General features: G+C 66.2%; 4 protein-coding genes. 3 read left to right on the top strand and 1 reads right to left on the bottom strand.

Annotated features, from left to right (window positions below; translation table 11 throughout):
- The first annotated feature begins 149 nt into the window (after nt 1-149).
- Nucleotides 150-1,223 carry an IS110 family transposase gene (locus MXD62_RS26730; RefSeq protein WP_248832180.1) on the top strand — a complete coding sequence of 358 codons (1,074 nt, stop codon included), beginning with the start codon at nt 150-152 and terminating at the stop codon, nt 1,221-1,223.
- A 127-nt stretch (nt 1,224-1,350) separates the two neighbouring features.
- Here MXD62_RS26730 and MXD62_RS26735 read toward each other — a convergent pair whose 3' ends face one another.
- Nucleotides 1,351-2,757 (bottom strand): fibronectin type III domain-containing protein, encoded by a 1,407-nt coding sequence (locus tag MXD62_RS26735; RefSeq protein ID WP_248832178.1) that lies wholly within the window; start codon nt 2,755-2,757, stop codon nt 1,351-1,353.
- A 1,012-nt stretch (nt 2,758-3,769) separates the two neighbouring features.
- Between MXD62_RS26735 and MXD62_RS26740 the strand changes: the two genes are divergently transcribed.
- Together MXD62_RS26740 and MXD62_RS26745 are read left to right on the top strand one after the other, a co-directional pair.
- The gene (locus MXD62_RS26740; protein ID WP_248832179.1) at nt 3,770-4,549 is read left to right on the top strand and encodes a hypothetical protein; all 780 of its coding nucleotides are present in this window, start codon (nt 3,770-3,772) and stop codon (nt 4,547-4,549) included.
- 104 nt (nt 4,550-4,653) lie between these two features.
- Nucleotides 4,654-5,454 (top strand): hypothetical protein, encoded by an 801-nt coding sequence (locus MXD62_RS26745; RefSeq protein WP_248832181.1) that lies wholly within the window; start codon nt 4,654-4,656, stop codon nt 5,452-5,454.
- The last annotated feature ends 626 nt before the right edge of the window (nt 5,455-6,080 follow it).

Here is a 6,080-nt window from a genome sequence, read left to right on the forward strand (position 1 = left end):
GGCGGGGTAAGGGGAAGGACGTGCCATGACTCGATCCTCTCAGAGAATCAAGCCTCCATCCGACCCGGGGCGGTTCACACTCGGTGACTCCACCCAAGCCGGTGCCGACGTTGACCTGTCCCCCGCGAGGAAGGACCAGGCCGGTGCCCATGCTGGCAGAACTCATCGACGCCGTCGTCGGTGTCGATACCCACCGCGACACCCACCAGGCAGAACTCGCTCTTCCTACCGGCTCCCCCATTGCCACCTGCACGATCAGCAACGACAGCGCCGGTTTCACCCGCCTGCTGGCCTGGATCACCGAACACGCCCCCGGACCACGGATCATCGTGTCCATCGAAGGAACCCGCAGCTACGGCGTCGGCCTGGCCCGCGCTGTGTCCGCCGCCGGCCTGCTCGTCGTCGAATGCGAGCAGCCCCACCGCAAGACCCGACGCGGCAAAGGCAAGTCCGACACCCTCGACGCACACCTCGCCGTCCTGGCAGCGCTGCGCCTCGACGGCGACAGACTCCCCCTCCCACGCGCCGACGGCGACCGCGAAGCCCTGCGAATCCTGCTCGGCGCCCGCCACGACATCACCGTCACCAACACCGCGCAGACCAACCGGCTCCGCGCGCTGCTGCTGAGCGGGGACGACACCGACCGCGAACTCGCACGTGGCAGCCTCACCGTCACCGAGCTCGAACGACTCGCCCGCCGCCGACAGCCACGCAACGCCAGCCGCGAACACGCCGTACGACACGCCGAGATCCGCCGGCTCGCCGCCGCGCTACGCGAGAACACACGCGTACTCAAAGCCAACGCCGCCCAACTCCAGGCGATCGAGGACGACCTCGTCCCCGGACTGACCGAACGCCGTGGTTTCGGACCCGTCACCGCCGCCCAGGCCGTCGTGAGCTTCTCCCACCCCGGACGGTGCCGCAGCGACGCCGCGTTCGCCGCCCTGGCCGGCACCAGCCCCCTCGAAGCAAGCAGCGGCCGCACCGTCCGCCACCGCCTCAACCGCGGCGGCGACCGCGCCCTCAACAGCGCGATCCACACCGTCGCCCTCGTCCGAATGCGCTGCTGCCCCACCACCAAGGCCTACGTCACCCGCCGCACCGCCGAAGGCAAAACCACCCGAGAGATCCGCCGCTGCCTCAAGCGCTACATCACCCGCGAGCTCTGCCGCACCCTGACCACCGCACCCGCACTCGCCACGACCACCACCCCAGCCACTTGACAGACATAGAAGCGTCAAGCGCCAGCCCGTCCTCAGCGGCCTGATCAACGAATACGAACGAACCGCCTAAAAGACCAGGTCAAGGCCGGTGGCCGAGTTCTGGCACCCCACAGTCTGGGCGGGGGGCTCAGGCGCCGAACCAATGGTGCCAAAGGCCAAGTCCCGGATCGGGCGACACGCTGCTGTAAAACATGTCCAACCGGCCCGGTGCCCACGACGCCACGGCGAGCCCGGCCAGGTTCCCCACCGGGGCGGCGCCGAGGTCGACTTCCCCGCTCCACCGTCCGTTCTCGAAGAACTGCTGGAACATCCGGCGATTGCCCTGCCCCTGGTAGAAAATGTCTAGCCGGTCGCCACCCCAGGAGACAGCAGCCACGTCGCGGAGGAGGGCTCCACCGAGGCTCGTGCTATTCCATCGCCGTCCGTCCCACCACGTCTGGTGGAGGGCGCTGTCCCGGGCGCGGTGGAAGACGTCGAGCCTGTTCGGCCCCCACGACGCCACCGACGGTCTGGCGCCGTAGACATTGCCGCCCAGGTCAACTTCGTCGCTCCAGCCAGCACCGTCGTTATAGCGCTGCATGAGGTGTTCGTTCGCCCCATCATAGAAGAGGTCCAACCGTTCCCCGCCCCAGGAGATCGCAGTGAGCTGGGTGCCGGGTCGCGTCGGAGTTCCGCCGATGCTATAGGCGTCGTGCCACCCGTCGCGGTCGAATACGAGGTGCCAAATCTGCCGGTTCGAGTGATAGAACACGTCCAACCGTCCTAGGCCCCGTGAGGCGGCGGCGAAGCCGTAGACGTCCTCGCCGTGTGGGAGAACGGTGCGCGCTTCGGTGTTCCACCGAGCGCCATCCCACCAGGTGTGCCCGAGCAGTTTGCCATTTCCCGTTACGCCGTGAAATACGTCGATGCGATTCGGTCCCCATGAGACTGCTCCCACAGCGGAGGCAAGGAAGGACTCACCGAGCCGCTCGTTGTTACGCTGAAACCAGGTCAGCTCAGGTGCACCACCGGGGCACCGCCAGCGCGTGGTCGCCCACTGCGACCACGTCGAGCTGTGGCCTTGTACCTTGAGATCGTATTCGTCACCCGGGGTGAAAGCGGACCGGATCGTCGCGGTCGTGGTGCTTCCAGACATGTCGTCAAGCTGATGGTGGGCACCACCCGGCAGTGACCAGCCCACATTTACCCGGTTGTACTGCGTAGGGTTGCTCCACTGCAGGGTGACGTGGTCGGAAGTTCCTTCGACGACTCGGAGGCTCGTCGGCGCTGGAGGTGTTCCAGGTGGCGTGATCGTGTTCAGACAAATCGTGACCGTGGAGCCGGCGGAGGACTGGGTAATGTTTTGTTCCCGGAAAATGTAGCCGTCGCGCCTCAGGCGTACCTGGAAGAAGTCGACTCCCGTGTCAACGACGTAGCCAGCCTCTCCGTACTGGTTGGTCCACTCCAGCCCAAAGGGCGAGTCGACCTGCACACCGGCGAGTGCGGCACTGGACACGCAGTCCGTCACCTTGATCGTGACCGTCCAGATCCCCATCGCGCCCTCTCCGAAAGCCGAGCGTGCGAGCGACCGACATGATGCGAAGCGTCACCTCACGCCTCTAAACATCGCAGAACATACCACGGCGGAGCGGATGTCGTCGGATACCTGACGGGACTCGAACCCACTGACCTGCTCCGACGACTCCGCCGCCGACCAACAGCCAAAGACGCTGCAAGTCAGCGACAGTAAAGATCAAGGGTGGAGGTGCTCGCCGCTTGCTCGCACCCCCTCATGGCGTCGTGACCTGCGCCGTTCTAGCCTAGCTAGCGTCTTTCGGTGGATGCCTTTGCTTCGTCGACAGGGCTCCTGAGCTGCGGTAACGCACCAGTTGGTGCCTGGTGACACGGACCCGAGTCCGGGCCCTTAGCTCCCCGACCTGGCCAACTGGCTATGGCCGCTGCCTCCGAGGTTGCCTCGATAATCGAGGGCGTGCTGCGGCACTGCACCGCCATGGAGATCGGCCGGCAGGTACGCCGACACCCACGGCGCGTCCATCGCCGGTGCACGTCCGCGCATATTCGGGTTAAATCTCGTTGACGGGCCTATCGTACGGATGTTTCTATCGGAGTCGCAGGCAGGGAGCGCGCGGACTCCGGGAGGGCCTCATGGCCGGAAGATCATCATTCTCAGATTTTCCCGTCGAAATCCAAAGACTCGTCGCGAACTATCGCGACCTGTCCTCACAGAGCGGGTTCCCCGAAGCCTCCAGGACCGGCACCGAGGGCAGCGAGACCACCGAGCGTTCCGAGGGCAGCGAAAACAGTGAAAGCAGCGAGACCACCGAGCGTAAGGAGACGGTGGAGAGATCCGTGGGCCTGCTTCGCGGTCCACGCTAGCCGGACGACCTCATGGATCCGGCTCCTCAAGGATCACCGACGGACGCGGGCGGCTCCGATGAGGAGCGGCCGTTCATCCCCGCCGAGGCGAGGCCGGCGGTCGTCGAGGGCCTCGCGAGGACCGCTTGGCAGGTCGCTGAGGCCCTGCTTGCCTTTGACGCCCCGGCGCAATGACTCTTCTGGTCGTCGCCCCGGACACGGACGACACCGCCGGCCGGTTCGCCCATTTCGCGAACCGGAACGGCGTTCCGACAGTGGTGGCGAGCGAGTTCGGTCGAGTAGGGATCACGGTGCACGTGACCCGGGATCGCGTCTGCCGCACGCGGATCACGGTCGACGAGGTCGAGGTCAGCGGCGTGCTGACCCGGGGGGTGGGCGATTGGGGCCATGAGCCGGACACGCAGCGGGCCTTCATCTCCGCCGAGAGATACGCGGCCTTCTGGTCGGCGGTCGCGCTGTGGCCAGGGCCCGTTGTCAACAGACCGTCCGCCCAGGGATTCTTCCCTCGCCTGGATCCTCTGGAGCTCGCCGGGAGCGGCGCCGTCGCCCCGCCACGCACCGTGATCCTCAACGACGGGTCCGCGCCCGGAACCACGGTGTACCGCCTGCCCAGCTGGACGATGGCAGATCCCGGTTCTCCTCGAAGCAGGTTCGACGTCGTGCAGATCAGCGACACGGATCCGACCCGTACCCGCCAGATCCTCCTTGCCGGAGCCGACGCGTTCGACGTGAGTACAACCGGGGAGCGTCTCAGCGGGGACCTGGCCGACCGGGTGGCTCCCGTGGTCTCCTGGCTTCGCCAGAGTGGAATGGAGTTCGCCGAGTTCACGGTGGAACTGGAACACGGCGTCACTCGGCTGTTCGACGTGTCGTGCTGGCCCGGCCGTCACCTGTTCCCGCTCGTCGAGGAGCAGGTCTACACGGCCCTGCTGGATCGACTCACACCGTGATCCTCTGCCTCGGTCTGGCCGCCGACCCGACCTTCACCGCCGGGGTGCAGGCCCTTCGGCGGGCGCGGGTCGCGTTTCGGTCCGTGGATCTGCCGTCGTTGGCGATGCGCGGCAGCATCCGCATACCGCTGGACAGCCCCATTGAGACCGAGCTGTCGATGTCCGGTGAGAAGTACCGCCTCGGCGACTTCGCGGCCGTCTGGTGCCGCCTCATGGACGTCTCCGCGGCCGCGCCGACTCCGGAACTGGCTGCGGCCGCCGGCGGGCAGGCGGAGGCTTTGGCGCGGATACTTGAGGTGGTTCCCAGCAAGGTGATGAATCCGCCGTTGCGCGAGGCTTCAGGATTCACCAAGGTTCTGCACGCGGTCGCCCTTGGCGAGGTCGGCGGCTGGCAGGTCCCGGAGACCTGCCTCACCTCCGATCCCGCGGAGGCGTCGCGGTTCATCCGGAGCTGCCGTAACGGCACGATCTTCAAAGGTGTGAGCGCCACCAAGACCTGGGCGACAGTCTTCGAGCCGCGGCACGAAGCCGACCTGCCACGCCTCAAGCGCCTGCCGGTGCTCTTCCAGGAGCGCGTCATCGGTCCTGATGTACGGATCCATGTGGTCGGCGATCAGTCGTTCGGCGAGCTGATCGACTCGCCGGTCCTCGACTACCGAACAGTCCGCGGCGTCAACAGCTACAGGCCATTGGCCCCGCCGCGGGAGGTCGCTGACGGATGCGCTCGCCTCACCGAGTTCTGCGGCGTGCCGTTCCTGGGCGTCGATTTCAAGATCGACCGCGCGACGGGAGAATGGTTCTTCCTGGAGGCCAACTCGATGCCGTGCTTTGAGGGATACGACGAACGCGCGGACGGCGCCATCTCCCGCGCGATCGTCGACTGGCTCAGCACACCGGAATGCTGACGCGCCGTGTGCCACGCACGTCCGGGTCACCTACCAATAGGCGGAGAACAGCGGCACGCCCCCCGCATCTCCTACTACAACCCCCGCCTCGCGATCGCCACCCCGACCGCGTCGAGCAGCATGCCGTCGGCAGCAAGCCCAGCCCGCCCACCAGCATGCACCCGCGGCTGGGATGGTCGCGCCGTCGACGCGATGCAGAAGCGCGGCGACAGACCACCGGCCGCAGCGAGAACCGGCACGGGGGTGCGGCACACCCCGAGAAAAGCTGAGGATCTGTTGGAGTCTGTTGCGTAGGCAAGGTCGGTGTCTGGACGCGGACCGAATCATGATCGGATGATGGGGTACGATAACGAGCTCAGCGGGGTCGCTTTGCGTAATGAGCTTCTTACCAAATGCGACGCCATGCACTTAGGTGACATTCTGCGACATAGGCAATCGAAGGCTGGCGGGATTCGAAGCACCGCCACGCCCCGACCTGCACGATTGCAACGCACAGCCAGAAGGAAGAAAATCGGGCAGGCCTAGACGATCTATCTGGCAGCCTATTTGCCCAGGTCAGATACATAGTCACCCTACGTGGTCGACCGGATTGACCACAATGCGAACCGCTACCCGACCATCCCCAG

The organism is Frankia sp. Mgl5 (assembly GCF_023242985.1).
GTDB classification, from domain to species: Bacteria; Actinomycetota; Actinomycetes; order Frankiales; family Frankiaceae; genus Parafrankia; species Parafrankia soli.